Source organism: Candidatus Formimonas warabiya (genome assembly GCF_002777255.1).
Classification (GTDB): domain Bacteria; phylum Bacillota; class Dehalobacteriia; order Dehalobacteriales; family Dehalobacteriaceae; genus Formimonas; species Formimonas warabiya.
Window position 1 is genome coordinate 2,041,595 of sequence record NZ_CP017634.1, and the last position, 24,848, is coordinate 2,066,442.

A 24,848-nucleotide genomic window follows, 5' to 3' on the forward strand; every position below is an offset into this window, starting at 1 on the left:
CCACTCACGCCATTGCTCGCAGAATGGCTGTCTCCACCCTGGCGCGAATCGCAAAATCCAAGGCTCCTTGATCCTTTAAGACAACTCTTGCGTCTTGGATCTCATACTTTTTAAGCATTTCCTCAACCAGGGACCGGATCTGGGTGCCAAACTCGTATGCGACCGGGCTGGACAATTCCATACGAATTCCGGCCCCAGGTGCTGCCGGTTCCAAAGTGACGAGAATATCACTCTTCTCATTTGTTCCAGCCTGACCCATTCTTTGTAACAATGCCATACCAACTCTCTCCTTCTCTCAGCATTCACCTGTAAAAAAATATCCCATTGATCCGGCTCATTCACCTTCCCTTCCCGATCATAGCTTTGCCGCCCCTCTCACACTGGTTTGTTCTCTCGGGTATCACCCCGGAGAATTGGATTGATGGATCATTGGTCGATCCATTTTCCGGCAAGAAACGCACGGAAGCACCATCCAAGAAGGTTTTTCATGATCCCGGCAGAGACACCTCTCCTTATCCTTTAATCAAAAGATTTTCCGCTTCTTTGATACGCTGTTTAATATTGCGCAGATGAATCCGCTGCGCCAGTTTGGCCGATTCCTTGTCCCTGGATTCGATCGCTTCCCGAATGGCCTGATGTTCCCGCATCAGCTGGGCAACCTGATCCGGGGAATGCAAAGTCTTGGCCCGGATCCGGGCTAATAATTCCAGGTTGATTCTGATATAACTGGTAAAAACCACATTCTGCGCTGCTTCCGCCACCGCCAGATGAAAAACATCATCCGCATCCACTGGAGGTACGGCGCCGGATCTTCCCTGATTTGCCAAAAGAGCCTCTGCCTCCCGGATGTTGATGAGATCCTGTTCCGTTGCTCTTTCACAGGCCAATTCAACAATTCTGCTTTCCAAGGTCTCCCTCGCCTCTAATAAATCCCAAATGGCGGCTTTTTCCAGATCGTCCAAGAAGATTTGCTTGTCGTATTGTTTCGGCAATCCCACAATATAACGGCCGTCTCCCGGTTTCGTGACCAGGATCCCCTGTTGTTCCAAGACGCGGAAAGCTTCCCGGAGCGTACTGCGGCTCACCCCGACTTGCTCCGCCAGCTCTCTCTCTGGAGGCAATCGATCACCCATAAGCAATTTTTTTTCTTCAATGTGATTCAAAATCTGCTGAATAATGTCTTCGTAAAGACGTCGATATCCCATCCGCTCAAAGATCAACAACAATCAACTCCTTTGGTCTGATTGGCCATCCAATTTTCAATTTATCTATATTAATCAATTGGAAGTTTATAACTATTTTTTTGCTTTTGAGGGGATATTTTTTTCCATACACTTTAGTGCCGCTTCTTTGCTCTTGTATAAAACCCACAAAACATTAGTGAGAGGACTTATGGCATATTATCCCTTTTGTCTTTTTCACCTAACTAAAGGGTACAACAAAGCCTCACCGACATAAAAAACGTTCCCATGATAGGTAACATCATGAGAACGTTTCTCCCTAAAAATTTTATACAGTTTCCTTGACAGACACTTTATACTCTTTTTCCTGACCTCAGATCGCTTACTTGGAAAAATACAGCAAATAATTATCCTCTGTTCTTACTATTATATAAATAGGCCGCCTGTGCCAGGTTACAGGATCTGCGCTATTTTTTCCACATCAACGGCGGAAGCTGCCAATTGCTGCATAGAAGAGGCTATTGCTTCCGTGGATGCAGCTTGGCCTTGTCCCAGTATTGCTATTTCATCGATGATACTTAAAATATTTTTTGCTTGACCTTGAATATCGTTCAAAACTCTCTTAATGTCCTTGACCGAATTTCCACTGTGCGTTGCCATTTTACGAATTTCTTCTGCCACTACAGCAAATCCTCTGCCAACTTCACCGGCTCTTGCGGCTTCTATAGCTGCGTTTAGGCCTAGTAGATTGGAGTTTGCTGCTACATCACTAACAAAACGTAAGATGCTTTCAGTCTTTTCAATTTCGTTAACAACATCCTGAGAAGCAGTTCTTAATTTATTTAATTTACTGGACAAGGTAGATGCGGAAGATGCCACTTCTTCAGATGAGGCAGTTATTTCTTCTGAAGTAGCCGCAATGGTTTCTGCAGCTTGCTGTAAAGTGTGCTGAGTGGCTAAGCTGGTAGAAGCAGCTATGACGCCACAAATTCTGCCATCTTCATATACGGGAACACTAATGGTTTTGACCGGAAATCCATACCTTTCCTTGGGTACTAACCTTTGCACTTCCTTGCCTGTATCCAGGCATTGGGTTACAGATCCTCCGGAAATAACCTTTGAGCCTTCCGTAATGTCCAATTTGAACTCTTTGGCATTGATAAATCTCAATACTGTGCCCTCAGAGTCTGCAATTAATACTGTAGTATCCAGGGAGGAAAGTTTGGAAAATAAATCCGCATTTTTCACCAATTCTTCCAATAAGGTAGCTATTTTTCATTCTCCTTTCATCACTCGAATTATTTACAGTACATGATAAGAATTGTGCCTGCCAAAATTAAAATAGTACTGCTAACAACTGCTACATTCACTCTTCCCTCTTTTCCAAGCAGAATAGGACCAAGGAATAAGGGAACCAATACTCTTATGTTAAATAATGTATTAACTACTATTATCGAGGAAAGGCTTAGGGCTGAATTCAAAAACAAAATCGCCAGCCCCCCGACTGTGCCGCCCAGCACTAATGAGAGCATAGAACGACGACTTAAACAGCTAATTTCCCCCCAACGCTTTTGTATACAAAAAGTGGAACTATAAACAACTAAAGCGCAAAAGCCTCCAATAGCAGAACATAAAACAGCAGAGGGCAAAACACGTAAACTAAGCTTACGCAATAAATCTGACAGGCTATAGGCGAACCCGGCTAGCAAGGCCAGGATTACACCCATGAAACGTGGTCCAGACAAGTATGTTTTTTTTGCTACACTTTGATGATCCCCGAACTGAACGGCCTGTTCATTAATATTAACAGCCAGTTCATTCATATTACTGGAATCCAGTTTAATCTGTTCCCGAGATAACCATAGCACGCCTCCCACAATTAGCACAATCCCGACCATAGACCAACGGTTGGGCGCTTCGCTAAGCAAAAAAGCACTATACAAAAAAGCAAACAAAGTCTGAGTAAGAGCAAGAGAGACAGCACGCGCAGAGCCAATACGCTTTAATGCTGAGTAATTAAAGGTGCGTCCCAAAACGTTTCCGGCTAATCCGCCCCCTAATGCGAATAATACCCCGGCAATTCCAATAGATGGTAACCCGTGAAACAAAAACTGCCAAACCAGTAACAACCCGAATGTAATGTTGTTACAGATTAACGCGACTATAACCCCAGCAGGAGCACTGGCTTCTCTCATACCCCGTTGGGCTAATATTTCACTTAGACCAAAACAAAGAGCTGATGTAACTGCCAATATCTCACCCATTACGCGGCCTTTCTCTACCTTCTTTTCCCTGCGCCGGACTTGCCTTCAATAGAATTGCGCATACTTTCATCACTCCGTTGACGCCGGCGATGTTCCTCCCGTCTTTAGGGGACGGTTTCCCTGTAAACCGATAAATAGCTGAAGATAGGGATTCTCTATGATCTGCTCCTCATAGCACATATCAAATTCTATCATTGTAATTAGAATTTTTAAACATGAATTATACAATTTCCCAGTAAGCTTATTATTTTATTTAGACTTACGGATTACATCAATAATACTCCCGTCACGGTACTCAACTACTGCCACAACTTCATCGGATGGGGGCAGAGGCGGTGTTGGGATACCGGTCATTTGGTATGCTTTGCGTTGAAGTTCTTCTATCTTCATCACTGGAAGGCTGCTGTTCCGGAGATTATCGATCAGATCTTTTCTTTTCGGATTAACAGATACCCCATAGTCCGTGACGATCACATCGACTGTCTCACCAGGAGTTACCACGGTATAGACTCTATCCTGTATCATGGGCCGCCTACCGCGAATTAAAGGTAAGACAATAATCGAGACACTTGATCCGGCAGATGTGTCCGGATGCCCGCCCGGCGCCCCCATTAACCTTCCGGTGGAACCTGTAAGTACATTCACGTTGAAATCCACGTCAACTTCCGTAGCACTTAGAATAACAAAGTCAACATTATTGACAATAGGCCCTCGGGAGTGGGGATTTGCATAAAGGGAAGCAGAAACCTCCACATGGCAAGGATTTTCTTTTAGCGATCTGATGGACGGAGTATCAAAAGTCTGTGTATCAAACAACCTTTTAATTAATCCTTGCTCATGCATTTCAACCATCACACCTGTGATACCACCCACTCCAAATGACGCGGCAATTTTTTGTTTAAGCATCTTTTCTTTGATAAATTTCGCTGCGGTAAGAGAAGCACCCCCGCTGCCGAGTTGAAGGGAAAAGCTATCCTTAAAATATCCGGAATATTCGATGACTTCAGCGGCATAGCGGGAAATCACCTGTTCCTTGGGGTTATTGCTGATACGTAGCGACCCTGTGGCTATCCCATTGGGATCTCCGATTTTATCCACGACAACAATAAAATCGACTAGGGATTGGGGAATACTAATCGGGTATAGGGGATGGGGAACGAGATTATCGGTAATAGCTACGACCCGATCCGCATAGGCCGCATCTACCATGGGATACCCTAACGAGCCACATGCCGACGGACCATCCACGCCATTAATATTGCCATAAGTGTCACATGCCGGAGCCCCAATAAATGCTACATCTATGTGGGTTTCTCCGCTTTCTATGGCCCGGGCGCGCCCCCCGTGGGTCCGGATAATCACTGGTTTTGAAAGCTTGCCGCTGCATACCAGGTCACCTAGCTTTTCCCGAATGCCGCTGGTTTCTATTGCGGTAATAACACCACGGTCAATATATGGGATCAGACAATCTTGTACAGCACTTAGGGAACTTGGTGCGATGGTTAAATCTTTGATTCCTTTACGGGCAACTGCTTCTATTACCATCAGCATGACATAATCGCCATTACGAAAATGATGATGAAATGATATAGTCATCCCGTCCCTAAGACCGGTTGCTTCGATAGCCTGGTCAATTGATTTGAGTGTCTTTTCCGTGCGGGGAACATTTACCGGGATTTTGGGACCTACTAATCTTCCCGTAGGTTGATAAGCGAAGGCTCCCTCAAACGGTCTTATTTTATTCAGACCCGGAATATTTTCAGGGATTTCTCTACCCACAGCATTTTTCATAACTGTATTCCTCCCTTATCATGCCAAGCGCTCTAGCATATTGCATTACCCGTTCGGCTCTTGTCACAACCGGACCGTCAATCATCTTTCCATTTAACGCAATAACACCCGATTTATTCTGCACTGCTTCCTGATATGCTGCTAAAACATTTTTCGCAAGGTCTATTTCTTTTTCACTCGGGGCATAAATCTCGTGTACAATGGGAATATGATTGGGGTGGATCACAGACTTGCCGTCATAACCAAGAATTCTTCCCCAATTTGTATCTTCTCTAAAGCCTTCTTCATCATTTACATCAGAAAAAACATTGTCAATGGCCTGAACCCCGGCAGCACGCGCAGCATACAATATTTGGCTTTTAGCAAATAACAGCTCGTTACCTTCCCGGGTGCGGCTTCCTTTCAAATCAGCCACTAAATCTTCAGCACCCATGCCGATACCAATAACCCGTGGACTCGCTACCGCTAAATGATAAGCACTCAAAATCCCTTTTGCTGTCTCAATCGTTAACACGATCTTGATCGTACCGGACTGAAACTGGTATTTTCTCTCAGCAGCACTAATAATTCGATCCAATTCTTGAATATCATCCACTTTCTCGGCTTTCGGCAATCGAATGAATGCCGGTTTAGCGGGCAGAATAGTTGCTAAATCATCGCGGCCATACGACGTATCAAGCCCATTGATTCTAACCCCTATTTCACTAGGATACTCGATGTACATGATGGCATTACGTACCAGGATGCGGGCCGCATCCTTTTCATTTACTGATACTGAATCTTCCAAGTCAAAGACTAAGCAGTCTGAGCGATAGATCCCGGCACTTTGTAATTTCCCAGGATCGTTGCCGGGAATAAATAACATAGTTCTGCGCAGTTTACTCATTTATTATCCCCCCATTTAGGCCATTGCTCTTAGTATTGCTGTCTCCACCCTTGCCCGAATTGTAAAATCCCAAGCCCCTTTATCGTTTAAGACAACCTTAGCATCCATGATATGATAGATTTTAAGCATTTCGCCCACCAATGATTCGATACAATTGCCAAATTCGTATTTTACCGGGCTGGTTAGCTCCAAACTAAGCTTGGCTCCAGGCTCCGCAGGCTCTATAGTAACTAAAATATCATTTTTCCCTTCTGTTCCAGCCACACCGGTTCTGTGCAACAAGGTCATCACAACCCCTCCTTCATCAAAATCGTAGCAAAAAATAAAGATGGTTATGCCATAAGTCAGTCCAATAGACCTACAGATACATAACATTGATTGAGCCGTTTTTTATTCCCTCGTCAATTGCTCATTTATCAGCCATACTACATAACCCTTTAAGGTACCCATTAAGAAAATCACAGCAATAGGGATCATGGCCCAGCAGCATTCGGGAAATCAATAGGTCTGCCTGCACGCCTTTATCAAGCGGGTTTAGAAAAAAAGTCTGTACACCTACAGTCATCAGCTGTATCATAAAGATTCGATTAATCCGGTTTCTGTTAGGCAGCCCAAAAGAAATATCTGACATGTTACAGGCAAAATTGACCTCGGGGAAATCTTTCTTGATCATCAAGATCGTTCGTAATACTTCCTGGCCTGCGTTCGCGTTGAGACAGATTGGTTTAAGCAGCAAGTCAAGATAAATATCTTGCGGGGCTACTCCATTCTCTTTTAGTCTGTTGATCAGCTGACCCGCTAAGGTATACCGTTGTTCCGCGGTATCGGCGGTACAGACGTCATCCATCAGCAGCCCTAAAACCATTGCCTTGTATTTTAGAACCAGCGGCAATACCTCATTAAATCGTTTCTCTTCACATGAAATAGCATTGACTATCGGTTTTCCGTAATGGCATAAGGATAATCCCGTATCCAGGACTTCCGGATGCACACTACCAATGCATAGCGGCACATCAACAGTATCCTGAATAAGACCGACAAACCACTTCATGATTTCCCTTTCCCGGTCCCCAAAGCTGGAAGAATTTACTTCCAAATAATGAGCTCCCGCCTCTACCTGCTGTTTGGCCAGCTGCCTAATTAAATCTCCATCCCCATTTTTGGCTGCTTCAAAGACCTGTGGACGTCTAGTGGATATCAATTCACCAATTATCATTGGGCGTAACTCCCCTTAGATTAAATGACAATTTCCCTGAGGACATCACAACGCAAACAACGCCTGCATTCCACCAAGGCAGACTTTTCCGTCAATCCTTCCTCTACTTCAGCAAAATCACCCTTCCTGCTCTCTGGTGGAATCAAGGCCGCCTCCGGTCTCCCTATTTCATCCTCGTTTACAGGACCTGACAGTTGCCTGACAAAGAGCTTTTTCGATATAATCTGCCCATCACCGCCCAAATATCTGTCGAGGGAAAGTGCCGCCTCTTTGCCATATTTAACGGCTTCCACAACGGAGCTAGGCCCGCTGACACAATCACCACCGGCAAAAACCCCCTCAACACTGGTTGCACAGGAGGCGGATATTTCAAGCAGAGAATTCTTTCCTATCTTGATTTTGCTGGCAGAAGGGTCAAATGAGTCATCAACCACCTGACCAATAGCAACGACAATCCGGTCTATCTCTAAATCTAAGGTTCGATTTTCATCATATGCCGGGTTAAACAGACATTCACGATCAAAAATCGATGTACAGGATTTCAAGGTTATTCCTGTAACCTTTCCATCTTTTCCAGTAATGGTCCTTGGGCCCCAACCATTATTAATCATAACTCCTTCTTTTACGGCTTCGGCTACTTCATCCGCATAGGCCGGCATCTCCTCCCTGCTTTCCAGGCAAAAAATCTGCACCTCTTTAATACCCATCCGGGTAAGACTCCTTGCCACATCAATAGCTACGTTTCCGCCGCCAATAACCGCTACCCTTTTACCGTAAAATTCCATCTTTTTCCCTAAGTTCAGGTCGCGCAAAAAATTAACTCCCGCATAAACGCCCTGATAGTCTTCCCCTTCTACCTGCAGCGGCCGATTTTTGTGGGTACCTAAGGCCAAGTAGATCGCCTGATACCCCTGCTCTTTTAACCCTTCCAGACGAATGTCCTGCCCCAGGGTGACGTTCGTCTGAATTTTCACGCCCATTTCCCGCAAAACCTTCACTTCTTCGGCAAGCAAACTTTTCGGCAAACGGTACCCCGGTATTCCCACCGCTAACATTCCCCCTACCACAGGAAGCTTTTCAAACACAGTAACCTGATAACCCTTTTTTCTTAAATAGAAAGCACAGGTCAATCCGGACGGTCCTGATCCAATGATCGCAACCCTGGTATCCTTTTCTGGAGCAACGGGAGGCACAGGCAATTTTTTTTCCTGGGCCAAAATCCGGTCCGCCGCAAAACGCTTAAGTAACCTGATGGCAATGGGTGCGTCAATTTTCACCCGGTTACATAGACTTTCACAAGGGTGGTTACATACGCGTCCGCAGATCAGCCCCAGCGGGTTTTCCCATTGAATGACCTGATACGCTTCCCGGTATTTCTTTTGGCCCACCAAGTCCACGTAAACCGGAACATCTACATTAGCCGGGCAGGCGTTCTGGCAGGTATATCTCATACAATGGATCGGAGCTTCCAGATCATGTCTTTCATACAGGCACTCACTACAATACAAGCACTCTTTCATGAGGTCATCACGCTTTTGCCGGACATGTTCTACCCACATGGTATCAGCAATCAACGGTCGGGCCAAAGCCACCAAGTCGGCCCTACCCTCCCGGATCACACTCTCGGCAAATTGGGGGTTACCCAGTTTTCCTACTGTCATCACCGGTATCTTAACCAATTTTTTTATTGCTTCCGCAAAATACACGTTGGGACCGTCAGGAAACTCAATGGTAGGTTTACCCCTGACATCGCTGTAACCTTTTAAGCCTGCATCATCAAACCGCACGCCGACACTGACATCAAGACAGTCTATACCAGCCTTTTCCAATTCCCCGGCAAAAATACCGGTATGCTGAAGGGTGTTTCCCCCCACAACAAATTCTTCAGCGTCAAATCTTGCCAAAAGAGGATAATCCGGCCCCACCACTTCCCGGATTTGTTTAATAATTTCCAAATGAATCCTCATGCGTCCGAAAATATCGCCCCCGAATTCATCGGTACGTTTGTTGGTGCGGCGGGATAAGAAGTCCGCTAAGGTGTAAGTGTGGGCAAAATGTAGTTCACTCCCATCAAAACCGGCCTCCACTGCCCTTCTGGCCCCGTTGACCATATCGGCTACGATCTCAAAGACTGTTTCACGGGAAAGATCAGCCGGTTTTAGTCCCACGCCATGAATAGAATGGGCAAGCTGAATGGCAATTTTGCTCCCCTCACGATGTACTGCATCAACCAGCTTCCTTAACCCATCAATATGTTCATCTTTGCTGATTTGTAGACGTTTGCCGGGATGAATGTAATAAGAATTGACGCTGGTATGCTCAATGATAATTAACCCTACTCCTGAATGAGCCCTAGCCACATAGTGCTTGATATTGCCGTCGGTAACACCGCCGTCGGTGCCGGCTGTATTCGTAAACGCCGGGGACATGACGATCCGGTTGGGTAATTCCATAGCATTGATTCTAATCGGGGTAAATAATCCAATTTCCGTCAATGTCTTCCCTCCCTGAGAAATAATTAGGTCTCGCCTAAAATTTATGGAGCTTCTTTGCCGCAATTTTCACAGCATCGACAAATTGGCCATATCCAGTACAGCGGCACAGATGACCGGATAATTCGGTTTTAATCTCCTCTTCCGTAGGCATCCCATCCTTATCCAGTAAAGCTTTGGCAGAAAGAACCACCCCCGGGGTGCAATAACCGCATTGGATCGCTCCTGCCTCGATGAAAGCTTCCTGGATTGGATGCAATTCCCCATTATTACTGATTCCTTCAATCGTGACCACTCTTTTGCCTTGTACCTTCATGGCAGGTACAAGACAGGAATTAACAGGTTTTCCCTCCAAGAGGACGGTACAGGCACCGCATTCCCCCTCGCCACAGCCTTTTTTAGTGCCGGTGAGCAGCATTTTTCTCCTCAAGACATCTACGAGCGGCTCATCCGGCAAAACACCAACCTGTACTTCCTCGCCATTCAAGTTAAATATTAAAGGTTGTGCTTTAGTCATTAAATCTGACCCCCTATTAAGTTTGTGGCGGCTGCGTTTAGGGCCCGATGCACCAAATCCTTTACCAGCGCCCGTCTATACGCCGCGGAACCACGTAGAAGACTGTCGCGCGGGTTCGCTTCCTGACCGGCCATGAAAGCTGCCTCCTCCCATGCGGCCCCATCATCAAGTTTTTTACCGATCAAGGAAGCTTCTGCTTTAGCGGGGCAAAAAGGCTGCGTTGATACAGGGCCCATGCTGATTCTGGCCTGGGTAATCCGGCCATCCCCGGAGCCAACACATACCGCACAGTTCAGAATTGGCAAGGCCAAAGCTTCCCGGGGCGCAATCCGTAGGAAACTCGTGCTGCTTCCCTTTTCCAACAAGGGAAGCATAATTTTAGTAATGACTTCTCTCCGACTATCCACCTTGCTTTTTCCTATGCCTGCATAGAGGTTTTTCACCAGTTCCACACGGCTTCCCTCCGGAGAAGCAATCTCCAAACTGGCGCCCAGAGCGATTAAGGCAATAGCTGAATCCGCGGCAGGCTGGGCACTGACTACGTTTCCGGAAAGGGTCCCCATATTCCGCACTTGAGGAGACCCTACGCTCACACAAGCATCAGCCAGAGCAGGAAACAGCTCATTCATCCTGGGATCGGCAGCTACCTGAGCATGTGTCACGGCTGCTCCTAAAACTAAGGTATCATCTTTAATTTCCCATATCTTCAGCTCCGGTATTTCAGTTACGTCAACCAGAGCCTTAACCTCCAGCTTTTTCTCTTGTAAGGACAGCATCACATCGGTGCCGCCGGCAATAATACAGGCTTCTCCTTGATAGCTCGCCAGCATTTTTAGGCACTCTTCCACAGTCTTAGGGGTCAGATATGCTTCCATACTCATTTCTCCCCCTCCTTTACATGGTTCTGCAAAGCCCAAAACATTTTCTCCGCTGTAATGGGCAGATCATGAATACGAATCCCCACTGCGTCCTGAATAGCATTGGCAATGGCCGGGGCAGTCGGTATTAAAGTCGGCTCACCAATTCCTTTGGCACCAAACGGGCCCACAGGGTCATTTGTTTCCACCAAAATCGGTTCAATTTTCGGCATGTCTTTGATGGTCATTAAAATATAATTTCTCAAACTGGCATTTTGAGGTATGCCGTTCTTTTGAATTTGGTTCTCATATAAAGTCCACCCAATTCCCTGGGCTACACCACCGGAAATCTGTCCGAAAACCCCCTGGGGATTGATTACTGCCCCTACATCATGGGCCGTAACAATTCTCAGCACTCTTACCTGACCTGTTACAGTATCAACCTCGACCTCAACACCATGGGCACCATAGGTATAAGCGCTGGAATAATCCCCGTAACCGGTACTGTCATTTCCTTGCGTCGGCGGGTCGTAAGTAATATAGGCAGTCAATTCCGCAGCTTCCCTGGTTCTAATTCCGTATTTGCATATCTCGGCAAGAGAATACTTATGGCCCGGATCCATCCTGTTATAAACAACATCATCATTAATTTCCAGCCGGCCACTATCCACTCCCATCTTTTTTGCGGCCAGTTGCAGCAATTGATCCTTCACTTTTTGCACAGCCAGTTGAACCGCTCTGCCTCCCACCGTGGTAACCCGGCTGGAATAGGTCCCGTAACAAAAAGGGCTGATATCGGTATCCAAGGGCATGACAAAGATATGATCTACCGGCATTCCCATCGTTTCGGCGGCGATTTGCGCAAATACCGTCTTGCAGCCCTGTCCCAGATCGGCCTCTCCGGAATATACCATTAATTTTCCGTCCTCGTGAAAACGTACCATTGCTGAGGAACCATCAAAATTATCTCCGCCCCGGTTCCCAGAAACATGATTCATACAGGCCAGACCAATTCCCCTCTTTATCCTGCCGTTCTGTGCTTCCGCAGGCAACCGGTTTACCTTGATCGCCTGGGCAGCCTTTTCAATACATTCCGCCAAACCGCAGCTGCGCAGCTTCCAGCCATGAAGGGTGGTGTCTCCTTGCCTTGAGGCATTCTTTAACCGGACTTGGACCGGATCCAAGCCAATTTTGCGGCAGCAGATATCAATCATGGACTCCAGGGCAAAATGCATTTGGCTATTTCCATAGCCGCGGAACCCGCTGGTAGGAATTAAATTTGTATAGACCAGTTTGGCATCGGTTCTTGTGGATTTGAATCTGTACAGGCAGTCGGTTCGCATCGACATGTTCAAAAGAATCTTCGATGCCGCCCAGGTATAGGCCCCGTTGTCCGCCAGGATCTCAGCCTGTTTGGCCACCATTGTGCCATCCTGCATCATCCCCAGCTTCAGCCTCATTTTGGGTGCCACCCGGGGCCGGGTGGTCAGCATTTCTTCTTCCCGGGTTAAAACAATTTTCACCGGACAGCCGGTTTTCTTCGCCAGCACCGCAACAATCGGGTGAAAATTCCGGATCCATATTTTACCTCCAAATCCGCCTCCGATAAACGGCTCTTTTATATTTATCAGGGCTGGACTAATGCCTAAAGCCTTGGCAATCTCGTTTCTGCCGTGAAACACAGCCTGCAAGCCAGTCCAGATCGTGAGCCGGCCGTCATGCTCCCACCTGGCGATAGCGCCAAAAGGCTCCATATAACAGGCCGAGACCCTGCTGGTACTGAATTTCTCCTCAAAAACATAGTCGCAACGCACAAAATCTTCATCCACATTACCCCGTTCGAAATGATAGGTCTTGGCTACATTGCCTATCTTATCCTCATGAACCAAGAGCGCCCCCAGAGCCACGGATTCCTCCACATTTGTAACAGGCCTAAGTACCTCGTAGTCCACCTTGATCAGGGAGAGGGCAGCCTGGGCAATTTCCTCACTGGTGGCAGCGACTGCCGCCACCTCATCACCCACATATCGTACTTTATCTTTTGCCAACATGGTCACATCCGCGATTTCCAGGCCAAAATAGTTGGACGGACAATCATCTGCCGTAATCACCCCTTTGACACCCGGGAGTTTTAATGCCTGCGATATATTAATGGCCTTAATTTGCGCGTGGGGATGAGGAGAACGTAATATTTTACCATATAACATACCGGGAAAACTCAGATCGTCAAGATAGTTTGCCTGACCGGTTACCTTTTCTTTAGCATCAATAAATTCTTGCTTTAGTCCCACATATTTACGTTTTCCCATGCTTTCACCTCCAGAAAATTTCCCATCTACTAATTGCTCTTTTTAAGCGTAATCAGGGACTCCTCCAAATCAGGCGGCCAGACACCGATTGCTCCTTGCACAAAAATCAGGGCTCCTTTGATCATTTCCTGTGCATATAATTGTTGAGCATATTTGAGGCCGTTGGTCACGGCAGCTTGGATACTAGGCCGGCTTAACTTTCTCACTTCTTTCGTCACAATGTGCCCGAAGATATCCGTATGGTAATCCAAGTCTTGGGCAAAACATCTGATTACTGCCGGATCACTGCAGTCAGTGGCATTGGCTACAGCAGTAGCCGCCGCATCGGCCAGGCCGCTGTTTTCGGCTAATATGGTTACCGCAGAGGCTACCCCTTTAGTCAGACTCCGCCCGCCGAATCCGCTGGTAGCTACACCGCTGATGCCGTCTCCGGGACCGATGCTCACCACTTGGGTGACGATACCTTCTGCCAGATCCCTTAAGATACCGACACGGATCGGTTGATCCTCATTGCCCAGAAATAAGGCGATATCTCCCCCGTTGTTAACGAAAATCCGGTCTGCTCCGGCATCGACGGTCCGTCTCACCACCAGGTCTGAAAAGCAACCGGCCACAGCCGCCATGGGAGTGAAATCAGGCTGTTCCAGCAACCGAACAGAAGATATCATCTTTTGTAATATTTCCGGGTAACATCCGTCCCTTTCCGGCCTTAATCGGCCGACCGGCATACGGGCAATCTCTAAAAATTTCACTAAATCCTCAAAATAATCAATAGCTGACTCTGCGCCGGCAACTGCTGCCGTGTGATATGGACAGCCTTCCTTATTTGCACTTATTACCATGGTAATCGGCCCATAGTCGACGAGCACCTGGCCCGGTCTGAGCATCCTGTACTTCATCTGGTCCATAAAACAGCGCAACCTCCCGTTTAAGCACGCACACCGCATCATCAGGGTAGGGGAGAACCCGCTGGCAACAAGCCGGGTTCTCCACGTAAAATTTGTCAACAAAAATTATTTACTTTGCCTGAACCAAGCATATCGTCCTTCTTTAATTACATCACTCAACGGCCTGATGCTTGTGATGTGGCCCCCAATCCGGGCATACTTATCACGGATGATGGTATATTCGATCGGGGCCACCACCGCCGGTGAGGTCGTATAAGTAAAAGGATGAGGAATCATCTGCTCTAAATCCGCCAAGAAGGTAATCCCTCCCCCCGGCATCACAAAGGTGGGCGCACCTGCTATGGTCAATACCGCGTCACCTTGATGCACGGCTTTGGTCAGCATAATCGGGTTTACAGTTACTCCCGCCCGGGCACTGCCACCTACACCGGCATAATACATACCCGTTACCCGGCTATCTTCGCAGTTGCCTGCGGCCATCTGTCTAAACGCTTCCAGTTCAGGGGTTAAAGGGATGGGAATGGGTTCTCCCTGGGTATTGATTTCAAACAGAGCCACTTGCCGCCATGTGGTTTCTGCCACCAGGACCTTCATTCCTGCTCTGGCCCGGGTCATATCAACGGACTTGATCGCATCGCGGGGATTATTAATATTGGTGCCGCCCCATCCATTGCCGTGTTCAAAGAAGTAACGCCCGGTTGTCGCCAACCTGCCTACCGGCTGGATTCCACTGGGGGGTAATTGTTCCGCCCCGGCAGGGTGGGCCGTAAAGAGCCCGGTAATATGGTGGTCAATGATAATAGCTTCATCCACCAACTGGCCCAGGTGCTTGGCAAATAAGCCGCAGCACGCCCCTCCGCACCCTACCCGCATTTTAGTATCTTCCACCCCATCAATAATCGGATGCTTTCCCACCTGCAGGTCAAGAGTATGACCGTTTTCGATTTTTAACTGCACAGTTTCCCGATTGCCCAATTCCGTCATGGTCTTGACCACGGCCAAGCCATCGGGCCCCTTCACCCTGTTTATACCCCCTAAAATCATCACATGAGATCCATACTGTTCCGCAGTCATCATGCCAACGACTTTTCCGTCCCGTTTGACGCAAGCGCCCTCATCGCCAATATGAATATTGCTATCAATTTTTATCATCATGGAGCTGTAGGAAATAGGCGCTTCAGTTACTACGGTGACTACATCGTAATCTTCCACCTGCTCTTGGACGATATAGGGCGCCGGGTGATAATCGGGATATGCGGCACCTGCTCCAACCGCACTGATCAAGGGCCGGCTGATGGCAATCTTTTCCCGGTCGACGGGGTTCTCTTGCCGGATATGCAAGGGCCTGTTGCGGACTAATTCTCCTTTTTCGTTGGTAAACCGTTTGCATGCGCCCACCAACCCCTCCGGTATCTCACAACGGACACCGCATTTCATACACACTACACTGGCCGGTACCGCTTCCCCAACAGAAATAGCCTGGGACTTACATACATTTAAACAGGCCCGGCACATAGCACATGTTGGGCTTACCACAGCCTTCTTCTCTACTACTTTTACAGCCCCCAAAGGGCAAGCTTTTTCACAAAGCTTGCACCCGATACATTTCTCCCTATCAATAGCTATCATCAGGGATACCTCCGAGCTATGATTTTTAAAGTTTACCTGCTTTTTTGGCGCGCAGGATAGTCAAAAGTCGTTCCTGTTCGTTATTGACGATCATGACTCCTTCATCCACGCCCATTCCCGGCTTCCCTGCCATGGCAAAGGGTTGCGTGGCCAGGGCCAAGTTAACACAGACAACAGCCGATTTATCAGTTTCATTGCAGGTACCGCCCTGGTAGGCTAAAACACCATGTGCCTTGCAATACAACACGGCTTCTACGATGTTGTTGATACCGCCCAAGTCGATCGTTTTAACCTGAACCATATCAGCAGCCTTTTCATCCACCCAGACTTTGATTTCTTCATAGGTATTCGCATATTCATCAATAATCAGCTTAAGGGCGGATCCGGCTGCATCCAGTTTTTTGCGCATATATTTAAAAGCCTGCAATTGCCCTTCGTTAGATTTCATGTCCACCGGCATTTCAACGAATACTTCAAAAGGCTTACAAGCCTTCTCAACCTGGAGGAGATATTCCGTCACCCGGTCCAGATCATTATTAAAAGCCTTCCCCATGCACCCATAGACGTCAAAACGGAGCACCGGACGATAACCCTCAGGTCCGATGTCCAGAATGCGATTCACTACCCACTTAACCCAGTTTAAAAATATTTCTCCGTCTTTCCCAAGCTTCTCTTCCACGTTATTGATCAGTCCATGAGGCATCATGCCGACCTGTTTGAGAATCATTTTATCCACGTTGGTATAGCGTTCGTCTCCTGACTGGGCATTAATCCGGACCGGCTTAAGTTCGAGGGTGAGTCCGTATTCCTCGGCAATTACTTCCGCCATGGTCAGGTGCCTGGCCTTCGCCACGGTTTCCAAAATGGCCTGAGTTACACCGTAGCGAATAGAGGCAGGAAGCTGCTCTCCATCTATTTTCATACGGTCAAACTCTTCCGCGGCCTGACGGAAACTGGTTATATCCTTTCCTTCAAACAAAGGAACAACCTTCTCTTCCAGCACCCGGATGATATCCTTAGACCGCATGGGAACTTCCCGCCCACCGCTGGCGGCATACTGGGCAACGGCGCAGTCGCCATACACGATATCATTATTTTCCAGAATGAACATCACGGATACCGCCTCACCGGTTTGCCTGATAGTATCAAAGCCGGGGGTTCTTGGTTCCCCGCGATAAATAAAGCCGTCGGATTTGGCACCTTCCTTGATCGCTTCCTTGTCATCCATATAAAAGCCTGTAAATCCGGGCGCACATAGTACTTTTTTGATCTTCATTTTGCAATTCCTCCGTTCGAAATTAATGTAAAAGAAATCCTATTACCGTGCTCTAAATTATTTTAATCCTTCTTAAGCGCAGCGTTTCCCGTCTTTCGCGACTCTTCTTCCGCCGATAAAGATTTGTTCCACCTTTGAAATTTCAGGATAGGAAGTAATTAAAACATCTGCCGTATAGCCCTTCTGGAGTAATCCCAAGTTGGGCGCAATGCCGGGAATCGCTTCCAGAACATTCTTAGTGCCCAAAGCAATTGCCTTTGGCAGTGAAATAACATGATGTTCGATGCCGTGCTGCATGGCTTCTAACATGGAATCAAAGCTCCCTGCGGCAAAGTCGGTAGAAATGATATCCACCACATCTTCTTTGAAGAAAGCAAACAGATTATCGGGAACAGCTACCAGTCTTTTTGCGCCAAAAGGATCGTGAACAGCGGCATCAATGATGATGCCCGGATACTGGCGCAGTTTCTTCGTATTCTCCAAGCACTCTTCCAATGTAAAAAGATAATTTGAATGGGCCGCGATTAAGCGCTTCACCCCCACCCGGGCAATTTCATGCACCATCTTCATAGAAGTCGGGGCGTTATGGACTAAAAGAGGTACATCCAATTTTTGGGCCATCAGGGCGGCTTCCATGTAACCGTCCAAGGCTAACTTAACTGATGCTAAAGTTGTGGCGAAAACAATATCTTTGGTTTGCTCCGGAGTTAGGAAGCCGTCCAGATGATGCTCTTTCAAAGCCTGGGCTACACGATCCCGGTCATAGTACGACCCCTCGATGTATCTCCCCAAGACGGATAACTTCATGGCCCGAGCCTGTAAATAGTCCATATCCCTTCCGGTGGCGTTCTTGACTGCTTTAGGAATATAAAGATAATCTTGGCCGCCGCCACCCAACGTGTGACCGCCGCCAACTTCACCGATACAAATTGCCCCATCTTCAAACATTTTTTCCACAGTCATGAGGGCATGCTTCTGTTCCAATCCGCTCCCATCACACTTTAATCCGGCTTCATAATTAATCGGCATATGCGTGGTGGCAGTTTTTATCCGAATCGGATGGTTTTTTTGTGTTTCCTTTACCTCATCCATAGTCACGAATCCATCCACATTCATTACCGTGGTATGTCCCTGCAGCAAGTTTCTGTCCAAAAGCTCCAGTATTCTCTCCCGCCCGTAATTTTGAGCGCCGCTGGCAAAAATCGGTCCAAAGGTGACACCGTGCTGATGGTGATTAATCATGCCGGGTAATATTGCTTTTCCTTCACAATTAATAACTTCTTCTGCATAATTTTCAATGCCAGGATCATACCCCTGCACTACATCGGATATCTTTTCCCCCTCAATGATTAATGAGCCTTTCTCCATTAATGTTTGCCCATCCCCTGTTACTATTGTCCCATTCTTTAATACAAGCATTGTCTATCCCTCCTTATAGCTATCACAAATGTAATTGTTTTGCATTGATATACTGCAAACTTTATGCCAAAACATTCCCCAGTTTTAGCATAAAGTGTGTAATATATATCTCTCACGGAAAACTGATATCAGATTAGTCGCCTAACGCCGGCTTTACGAATGCCCTCGTGTTAAAATATTGAACGTAACGTTTATTTATTTAACGTAAGCGTAGCCCGCCTAGGGTCAAAACAACAACCTACCCGCATCGATACGATCCTGACTCCGCTGGCCCGCTGAGGTCCCACCTTCAGGAAAGTAGCTAATACGGTGTTTTTTCCTCCTAAGCCAAGGGGTCCGATGCCCGACTCATTAACAGCATCAGTAATCCTTTTTTCTAAATCACTCTGTACGGAAAAATCCCCCTCTTTTGCTGCTTCCAACGCGAGTGAAGCAGCTTCCACATTAGATCGGCCAATGCCGAATATGAGAACGCACGGCAGGCAACCCAGTTTGTCGGCACCCTCCGTGGCCCATTGGACCATTTCTTTCAATACAACATCAAGGGAGTGCTGATGAAAGATGCGTTGGGTTTTTCCTCTGATCTCCGGCCCTCCCCCCATCATCAGCACGGTCAGTTTGATCGCGTCTCCCGGTATGGTTCTTACCTGGATAGGAGCAAGAGCCAAAGCTGCCGGATCATCCGACATTCCCGCCGACTGGCTAATTCTCTCAATGTCATTACCCCTTACCGCCATAGGCCTACCGGGCAGCAAGTGTAAACCCTTAGCTACTCCCTCCTCAACAGCTCTAAAAAAATTAGGGGGAACAGCTACCTCAGAGCCGATTTCTAAAAACACATGAGGTATTCCGGTATCATCGCACAAAGGTAACTTCTTTTCTTCTGCAATCAGGGCGTTTTCCAGCACTGTTTCGAGAACCCAGCGAGCATGGCTATTCTCTTCCCCTGCTAAAGCAGTACGATAAGCCTGGATTTGATCCGGGCGGAAAGTATTGCTGGCTTTAATCAGGGTTTCTGCCGTTTTATTCACAATCTCTTCATAACTAGACTTCATGGCTTATTCTCCTTTACTTTTCGAAAATGGAAACTCCATGGGCGATGGCCACAATGGCAGGAAAATCCTCGACTTCCAGTTCATACAGGGCTTCCATTCCTTCTTCAGGAAACGCAACCACGCGCTGAGATTTCAATTTTGCAGAGAAAAGGGCCGTCACCGGCGGCGTAATGGCAAAGATGGAGCCACACTCTTTTAGTGCTTTTACCGTACCCTGATTTAGGCTGCCCTTCCCCAGGTGGATTTTTACCCCTGCTGCGGACAACACCGGGATGGATGACTCAATGTCTAACTTGTTGCTGGAAGTTGGCCCAATCCCTGCAGGGCTCACAGCAGTATGAAAGACAACGCTTCCTTCCAGATCAATGCCCATCTGTTGCAGGCGGCACTGTTCGAAGGCCTTCACTAACTTAGGTAAGGCAGCGTCCCGACCGGCAAAGATTTTGCCGCTGATGGTAATTTTGTCATAGGCTCTGAAATTCTCAACCTTTTTTATCGATACAGGTGTAAAAATATTCATTTTTTCCCTCCTTTTCTCTTTTTCGCCAGAGCAATTTACTTTTTTTAAAATTTTTTTCTCGTTGCCAGTGATGTCTTACCGCCGGACTTGTGAATAAGTTTTAACTATACGGCTGCAAACTGTTTCAATCTTTAGATCGCAACTCCGCCGCCACACTGAAATATCTTTAGGGAGCGGCGGAGTTCCAATGTTCTACGGCTTTCTCAAACTGAGCCTGGGTATTTGTTTAAGGTCCCGGGAACTCGATCTCATTTGTTTCTCTGCTAACGCATCCCTTCCATCTAACAGCAGATTCATTAGCAATTCCAAGTTGATCCAGGATCCTGTTTGTCAGGTGATCAACTACCTCTATGAGCGCAGCAGGTTTATGATAAAAGGTTAACATCGGCGGCATCACTACTACGCCCAAGCGGGCTAGCTTTAACATATTCTCCAGATGAAGGGCGTTAAGCGGAGTCTCCCTGGGAACTAGGATTAGTTTTCTCTGTTCCTTTATGTTGACATCTGCCGCACGAGCAATGAGACTATCGGCGTATCCGTTGGCGATTGCAGAAAGCGATTTCATACTGCAGGGAATCACCACCATGCCCGAGGTCAAAAAAGAACCGCTGGCGATCGACGCGCTCAGGTCCCTGTTATTGTGACAGTATCCGGCTAAAGCCTCTACGTCGGCAACCCTGTAATCTGTTTCCATTTCAATATTCCTTTTTGCCCAATCACTGATAATCAAGTGTGTTTCTACCTTTTTCTCCTGCAGCTTTTCTAATAGTCTGATACCACAACCCACGCCGGAAGCTCCCGAAATACCTACAACAATCCTCACGATCTTCCTCCTTTGTTTTCTTACAGATATTCACCATAACAATCCCCAAAGAGTGCCTAACGGCGTTATAGCTGAGCATCATTGCATCTTTGGCTTTCCGTAAGGCCTGAAAGATGATGCAGCGGTCTTTACCTGTGCACTGCAGCACCTCACCAGGGTAACGGCTTAGGCTGGCCCCGCTCGGGACTGACATGAATTGCTTGCTGAGGGCACAACAACTCGCATAAATAACAGCTCATGCAGTCCGCCTGATAAGCGATATAGACTTCCTTTCCCGCCAACCTATAAACGTCCATCGGGCAAATATCCCAACATTTATGGCAACCGCTGCACCGGTTGTAGTCAATGGATTTTACAGCCATCTAAACGTCACCCCCTAATTTTATAACCGGCTAACGCGGAATATATTTTTCCCGAGGAGGATCAAAATATGGAGTAGGAAAAGACTCGCTCCATACACGTATCCCTTGTTCGTTTCTGCCTAGCATAACCCACTTTAACCAGTTAACATTGTCTGTAAGAGGATAGTCCTCCCGGTAAACAAACCCGCGGCTTTCCTGACGAAACAAAACGCTTCGCAATATCATTTCCGCGATAGCACCCATACTGCGCACCTCAAAGGCCTTGACCAGCTCGTGAGGATCACGGGCAGATACTTGAGGAATTTCTTCTCTGTTAAGTGTGATAATTTTGTTCAGAGCATCACATAACCTGGTTTCATTACGAAGATAGGCTACCCGGTACGGAATAAGAACGGCCAAAATATGATAGACAATTTGGTCGGAAGTAATGTTAAGCGGACGGCGCAAAGGGGCTAACAATTCGGCTACATTTTCTGTTATTTGGGACTCTAGTTCCCCCCAGCCAGGGGGTATTGGTACGGCTTTCTTGCTGTATTCGGCTGATGCCAGGCCGGCCTGGTAACCGGACACGAAACAAAAGGTCAGATTGAGACCGGTCAGGGACCAGGTGCCGTGTTCCGGCGTACAAGTAGTGTCGCCGGCGGAAAAAAGTCCTGGCACATTGGAAGCGCAATTCGTGTCGATGTGAATGCCCCCGCCATGTACCAGGGTGCCTTCGAAAGCGGGAACCCATTCCAGAGCCTGGCCAAAAGGATCCACACCCATTCGTTCAAAAGCACGGAATCCTTCAGGAAGTACTTTTCGGAGCATCTGTTGATCATCCGGCCCAACCTTCGTCAGATCCAAATAAATGGGACCCCTCCCCGCCTCTACTTCTTTTGCCATGCCAATGACCAGTTTTGTAAGGCGGGCACGGCTGCCCACTTTCGGGTCATAACGAAACATGAATTCTTCTCCCTGCCCGTTCAAGAAACGACCTCCTGACCCGACCATCAGGCTTAACCCGTGAATATCGGCATCCCGGGAGGTTGAATTGGACATAGCCTGATCCAGGTTTCGCAGGGTTGCTCCAGCCCTGTAGGCCATATACTGAGCTTCACCGGTAAGATTGTTGTGACCGATAAAAAGGCTCTTAAAGCCACAGCCGCCGGCAGCTAAAACCACGCTGCGCGCCTTAATCAAATAGATTTCTGCCGTACGGCAATGGAGACCCAGAGCACCAACGATTTGTCCCTGATACTTAAAAAGATGCGTCACCATAATCCGTTCCAAGAGTTGTACCCCGGATTCGATGACTTTTTTGCGTAAAGTGTCCATCATGGGACGGGCGTGAATAATGGCAGTCAATGTGTTGATGTTTCCCCGGGCTTTCCTTCTGACAATCCGGCCATTCGCGTCTTCTTCCAAAACCTTCTGACCGTACTTTTTTCCCCACTCCCGAATCTCATTGACTCTTTGCCATCCTTCATCCAACTGAATTTTGACCCATGTTTGATCATTAAGGTACTCTCCCCGGGTGACAATTTCCTCAAACCAGTCCTCGTGGTTGTCCTCGGGCAGGCAAACATTGATCGCCCCGGCGGCAAAAGGGCTGCACCCGCTGTAACCAACCTTGCCCTTGTCCACCATTAATACCTTAACACCTCTGAGGGATGCCCCAATGGCGGCATAGCAACCGGCGGAACCACCGCCGATTACTAGCACCTCTGTTTCTAAGATATGGTTTACAAGATTTTCAACCGTTTTCACTGCTGACCCTCCCGATATAAATCCCCTGAATAACTCTATTTCTGTTATTTTTGTGTCACCGGAAATAGGTGCGCCCACTTCTCGGTTATCATTTTCACCGCGGCCGGACTGGATGTAGCTACCTCCGGGAAGGTTCCCGCGAGAACTCTGTCATAAGACCTGCACGCATCAATAATCACCCTGTTGTTGAAGATGTTCTGGCCGACCGGATAACTTAAGGGATCAAGCCGCGTACTCCAACATTTTTGGAGAATTTCATAATCTACGGTAGGATCCGCTCTGGTCAGCATCGCCCACAACACTTTGTTCGTATCCATAATGTCGATATCATCATCCACCGTAATTACCATCCTGTTGGTATAGGCTCCCCCATGACATTGGGAAGCGATGAGACCTGCCTGACGGGAATGGCCGCCATATAATTGTTTTATTGAGACAATCAGCAAAAGGCGTCCTGCTCCTGCTTCGTGCGCCCATACACCTTTAATTCCAGGTATTCCCGCCGCTTCTATTTCATTCCAAACAATGGCGGAACGCAAGGGACTGCGGAAATAGCTGGTATCCGACGGGGGTACCGCCGGACTGGAACCTAAAATAATCGGATTGTTCCGGTGCAGTATGGAAGTTACGGTAATTACCGGCTCCGGCCGAACCCCTCCGGCATAGTAGCCGGTCCATTCTCCGAAAGGACCTTCGTCACGCATATCGTTCGGCCGTATTTCCCCTTCGAAGACCAGCTCGGCATCGGCCGGAACTGGAATACCTGTTTTGGGACCTTTCACCACTTCTACCGGGCGTCCCTGAACCGCTCCGGCGAACTCATATTCCGTTACCCCATAAGGGATTTCCATTCCTGACACCATGTAAAGCAGAGGATCTTCCCCTACAACTACTGCCACAGGGCAGGCCTGGCCCCGGGACCAGTATTTCTCCAGCATAATTCTGCCGTGTTTACCGTTGGAAATCATCAAGCCAAGATGTTTTTCATCATGAACCATGACCCGATAGGTACCGGCATTTACCCAGTCCTGGTTATCCGGATCCCTTGTAAGTACAAGGCAGGCAGTTCCCACATATCGTCCGCCATCCAGTTCATGCCACTTGGGAGTAGGAAAAGCCATACAATTGATCCGGTCATCCAGCAGAACATTTTCCAGCACGGATCCGGCTTCTTTTTGCACCGCAGGAACCGGTTGGAAGTCCCGCATCTTATGCCGCCAACTGTCAACTATTTCCATACCGGGGACCCCGTAATTCAATCCCAAGGAAAAGGCGATCCGGTTCAGTGAAATTACGGAATTGGAGAGAACCCGATAACCTTTAGGGTAGCCGGGAATATTGTCGAACAGCAGGGCCTGAGAACCCGGCTTTTGTTGATAGATATCAGTGATTACGCCTATTTCTTCCTCCACGTCGGCACCGTCCACCTGTTTGATATCGCCAAACTCTTCCATTTTTGCAATCCATTCACGCAAGTCTTTTACAGCCATAATACTTTTTTCCTCCTTATAATTTTAATAGGCTCCCGGCATGGACCGAGGCAGTTGGAACAAGGTTTTCCTGAACCAACTTTATCGTATTCTCCTTACTCTTA

General features: G+C 47.6%; 22 protein-coding genes. All 22 read right to left on the reverse strand.

Annotated features, from left to right (window positions below):
- Positions 1–4 precede the first annotated feature (4 nt).
- Positions 5–277, reverse strand: a complete 273-nt coding sequence (citD, locus tag DCMF_RS09540) for a citrate lyase acyl carrier protein (protein ID WP_148134221.1) — start codon at positions 275–277, stop codon at positions 5–7.
- A gap of 235 nt (positions 278–512) precedes the next feature.
- Positions 513–1,220, reverse strand: coding sequence for a FadR/GntR family transcriptional regulator (locus DCMF_RS09545; protein WP_236860229.1), 708 nt, complete (start codon positions 1,218–1,220; stop codon positions 513–515).
- A 414-nt stretch (positions 1,221–1,634) separates the two neighbouring features.
- Positions 1,635–2,429, reverse strand: a complete 795-nt coding sequence (locus tag DCMF_RS09550; protein WP_214659222.1) for a methyl-accepting chemotaxis protein — start codon at positions 2,427–2,429, stop codon at positions 1,635–1,637.
- 50 nt (positions 2,430–2,479) lie between these two features.
- Positions 2,480–3,445 carry an EamA family transporter gene (locus DCMF_RS09555; RefSeq protein ID WP_148134223.1) on the reverse strand — a complete coding sequence of 322 codons (966 nt, stop codon included), beginning with the start codon at positions 3,443–3,445 and terminating at the stop codon, positions 2,480–2,482.
- Between the two features lie 249 nt (positions 3,446–3,694).
- Positions 3,695–5,236: a citrate lyase subunit alpha gene (gene citF / locus DCMF_RS09560; protein ID WP_148134224.1), complete on the reverse strand. Its 1,542-nt coding sequence runs from the start codon at positions 5,234–5,236 to the stop codon at positions 3,695–3,697.
- A complete protein-coding gene (locus tag DCMF_RS09565) occupies positions 5,217–6,122 on the reverse strand; it encodes an HpcH/HpaI aldolase/citrate lyase family protein (protein WP_148134225.1) in 906 nt (301 codons plus the stop codon). The genes citF and DCMF_RS09565 overlap by 20 nt, the downstream gene beginning before the upstream one ends.
- A 15-nt stretch (positions 6,123–6,137) precedes the next feature.
- Complete coding sequence (citD, locus tag DCMF_RS09570) at positions 6,138–6,410, reverse strand: citrate lyase acyl carrier protein (RefSeq protein ID WP_148134226.1); 273 nt, start codon at positions 6,408–6,410, stop codon at positions 6,138–6,140.
- A gap of 121 nt (positions 6,411–6,531) precedes the next feature.
- Complete coding sequence (locus tag DCMF_RS09575) at positions 6,532–7,338, reverse strand: dihydropteroate synthase (protein WP_148134227.1); 807 nt, start codon at positions 7,336–7,338, stop codon at positions 6,532–6,534.
- Between the two features lie 20 nt (positions 7,339–7,358).
- Positions 7,359–9,833 carry an oxidoreductase gene (locus tag DCMF_RS09580; protein ID WP_148134228.1) on the reverse strand — a complete coding sequence of 825 codons (2,475 nt, stop codon included), beginning with the start codon at positions 9,831–9,833 and terminating at the stop codon, positions 7,359–7,361.
- Between the two features lie 34 nt (positions 9,834–9,867).
- Positions 9,868–10,347 (reverse strand): (2Fe-2S)-binding protein, encoded by a 480-nt coding sequence (locus tag DCMF_RS09585; protein WP_148134229.1) that lies wholly within the window; start codon positions 10,345–10,347, stop codon positions 9,868–9,870.
- Positions 10,347–11,228 carry an FAD binding domain-containing protein gene (locus DCMF_RS09590; RefSeq protein WP_214659223.1) on the reverse strand — a complete coding sequence of 294 codons (882 nt, stop codon included), beginning with the start codon at positions 11,226–11,228 and terminating at the stop codon, positions 10,347–10,349. The genes DCMF_RS09585 and DCMF_RS09590 overlap by 1 nt, the downstream gene beginning before the upstream one ends.
- Positions 11,225–13,513, reverse strand: coding sequence for a xanthine dehydrogenase family protein molybdopterin-binding subunit (locus DCMF_RS09595; protein ID WP_148134230.1), 2,289 nt, complete (start codon positions 13,511–13,513; stop codon positions 11,225–11,227). The genes DCMF_RS09590 and DCMF_RS09595 overlap by 4 nt, the downstream gene beginning before the upstream one ends.
- Positions 13,514–13,542: 29 nt before the next feature.
- On the reverse strand, positions 13,543–14,421 hold the full coding sequence (locus DCMF_RS09600; protein ID WP_148134231.1) for a UPF0280 family protein: 879 nt from the start codon (positions 14,419–14,421) through the stop codon (positions 13,543–13,545).
- A gap of 105 nt (positions 14,422–14,526) precedes the next feature.
- Positions 14,527–16,050, reverse strand: coding sequence for an indolepyruvate ferredoxin oxidoreductase subunit alpha (locus DCMF_RS09605; RefSeq protein ID WP_148134232.1), 1,524 nt, complete (start codon positions 16,048–16,050; stop codon positions 14,527–14,529).
- A gap of 25 nt (positions 16,051–16,075) precedes the next feature.
- A complete protein-coding gene (locus DCMF_RS09610) occupies positions 16,076–17,326 on the reverse strand; it encodes a methylaspartate ammonia-lyase (RefSeq protein WP_148134233.1) in 1,251 nt (416 codons plus the stop codon).
- A gap of 72 nt (positions 17,327–17,398) precedes the next feature.
- Entirely contained in the window at positions 17,399–18,745 is a 1,347-nt protein-coding gene (locus DCMF_RS09615) for an amidohydrolase (protein ID WP_148134234.1), read from the reverse strand.
- Positions 18,746–18,936: 191 nt separating this feature from the next.
- Positions 18,937–19,800: a fumarate hydratase gene (locus tag DCMF_RS09620; RefSeq protein ID WP_148134235.1), complete on the reverse strand. Its 864-nt coding sequence runs from the start codon at positions 19,798–19,800 to the stop codon at positions 18,937–18,939.
- A 13-nt stretch (positions 19,801–19,813) separates the two neighbouring features.
- Positions 19,814–20,392, reverse strand: coding sequence for a fumarate hydratase C-terminal domain-containing protein (locus DCMF_RS09625; RefSeq protein ID WP_335582429.1), 579 nt, complete (start codon positions 20,390–20,392; stop codon positions 19,814–19,816).
- Positions 20,393–20,546: 154 nt separating this feature from the next.
- On the reverse strand, positions 20,547–21,143 hold the full coding sequence (locus tag DCMF_RS09630) for a UbiX family flavin prenyltransferase (RefSeq protein WP_148134237.1): 597 nt from the start codon (positions 21,141–21,143) through the stop codon (positions 20,547–20,549).
- 149 nt (positions 21,144–21,292) lie between these two features.
- Complete coding sequence (locus DCMF_RS09635; protein WP_148134238.1) at positions 21,293–21,505, reverse strand: 4Fe-4S dicluster domain-containing protein; 213 nt, start codon at positions 21,503–21,505, stop codon at positions 21,293–21,295.
- Between the two features lie 30 nt (positions 21,506–21,535).
- Positions 21,536–23,254, reverse strand: a complete 1,719-nt coding sequence (locus tag DCMF_RS09640; RefSeq protein WP_148134239.1) for an FAD-dependent oxidoreductase — start codon at positions 23,252–23,254, stop codon at positions 21,536–21,538.
- A 44-nt stretch (positions 23,255–23,298) separates the two neighbouring features.
- Complete coding sequence (locus DCMF_RS09645) at positions 23,299–24,744, reverse strand: UbiD family decarboxylase (protein WP_148134240.1); 1,446 nt, start codon at positions 24,742–24,744, stop codon at positions 23,299–23,301.
- Positions 24,745–24,848 lie beyond the last annotated feature (104 nt).

What these genes read in the sequence shown, in the direction of transcription:
- DCMF_RS09635 (WP_148134238.1), bottom strand. Translation starts at nt 21,505, where the DNA reads ATGGCTGTAAAATCCATTGACTACAACCGGTGCAGCGGTTGCCATAAA.
- DCMF_RS09575 (WP_148134227.1), bottom strand. Translation starts at nt 7,338, where the DNA reads ATGATAATTGGTGAATTGATATCCACTAGACGTCCACAGGTCTTTGAA.
- DCMF_RS09600 (WP_148134231.1), bottom strand. Translation starts at nt 14,421, where the DNA reads ATGGACCAGATGAAGTACAGGATGCTCAGACCGGGCCAGGTGCTCGTC.
- DCMF_RS09605 (WP_148134232.1), bottom strand. Translation starts at nt 16,050, where the DNA reads ATGATAGCTATTGATAGGGAGAAATGTATCGGGTGCAAGCTTTGTGAA.
- DCMF_RS09555 (WP_148134223.1), bottom strand. Translation starts at nt 3,445, where the DNA reads ATGGGTGAGATATTGGCAGTTACATCAGCTCTTTGTTTTGGTCTAAGT.
- DCMF_RS09595 (WP_148134230.1), bottom strand. Translation starts at nt 13,513, where the DNA reads ATGGGAAAACGTAAATATGTGGGACTAAAGCAAGAATTTATTGATGCT.
- citD (WP_148134226.1), bottom strand. Translation starts at nt 6,410, where the DNA reads ATGACCTTGTTGCACAGAACCGGTGTGGCTGGAACAGAAGGGAAAAAT.
- citD (WP_148134221.1), bottom strand. Translation starts at nt 277, where the DNA reads ATGGCATTGTTACAAAGAATGGGTCAGGCTGGAACAAATGAGAAGAGT.
- DCMF_RS09620 (WP_148134235.1), bottom strand. Translation starts at nt 19,800, where the DNA reads ATGAAGTCTAGTTATGAAGAGATTGTGAATAAAACGGCAGAAACCCTG.
- DCMF_RS09585 (WP_148134229.1), bottom strand. Translation starts at nt 10,347, where the DNA reads ATGACTAAAGCACAACCTTTAATATTTAACTTGAATGGCGAGGAAGTA.
- DCMF_RS09590 (WP_214659223.1), bottom strand. Translation starts at nt 11,228, where the DNA reads ATGAGTATGGAAGCATATCTGACCCCTAAGACTGTGGAAGAGTGCCTA.
- DCMF_RS09615 (WP_148134234.1), bottom strand. Translation starts at nt 18,745, where the DNA reads ATGCTTGTATTAAAGAATGGGACAATAGTAACAGGGGATGGGCAAACA.
- DCMF_RS09645 (WP_148134240.1), bottom strand. Translation starts at nt 24,744, where the DNA reads ATGGCTGTAAAAGACTTGCGTGAATGGATTGCAAAAATGGAAGAGTTT.
- DCMF_RS09610 (WP_148134233.1), bottom strand. Translation starts at nt 17,326, where the DNA reads ATGAAGATCAAAAAAGTACTATGTGCGCCCGGATTTACAGGCTTTTAT.
- citF (WP_148134224.1), bottom strand. Translation starts at nt 5,236, where the DNA reads ATGAAAAATGCTGTGGGTAGAGAAATCCCTGAAAATATTCCGGGTCTG.
- DCMF_RS09565 (WP_148134225.1), bottom strand. Translation starts at nt 6,122, where the DNA reads ATGAGTAAACTGCGCAGAACTATGTTATTTATTCCCGGCAACGATCCT.